1 pseudogene is annotated in these 312 nt (G+C 59.9%); it reads left to right on the top strand.

The window, feature by feature from the left end:
• A pseudogene (locus tag E5Q11_RS17515) lies at window positions 1-312 on the top strand (1-deoxy-D-xylulose-5-phosphate synthase); the annotation flags it as partial.

Raw genomic sequence — 312 nt, 5'->3', positions numbered from 1 at the left:
AACGCTTCCCGGACCGGTATTTCGATGTCGCCATTGCCGAACAGCATTCCGATACCCTGGCGGCCGGGTTGGCCTGCGACGGCGCCAAGCCGGTAGTCGCAATCTATTCCACCTTCCTGCAGCGGGCCTACGACCAGCTGATTCACGACGTTGCCATCCAGAACCTCGATGTGCTCTTTGCAATTGACCGGGCCGCACTGGTTGGGGAAGACGGCCCCACTCACGCAGGTGCTTTCGATATCAGCTATCTGCGCTGTGTGCCGAACATGGTTGTGATGACGCCCTCGGACGAGAATGAGACCCGGCAGCTAC

Source organism: Marinobacter confluentis, from assembly GCF_004785685.1.
Taxonomy (GTDB): domain Bacteria; phylum Pseudomonadota; class Gammaproteobacteria; order Pseudomonadales; family Oleiphilaceae; genus Marinobacter; species Marinobacter confluentis.
The sequence above is the reverse complement of the archived record's forward strand: the minus strand, read 5'-3'. Positions and strand labels throughout refer to the sequence as shown.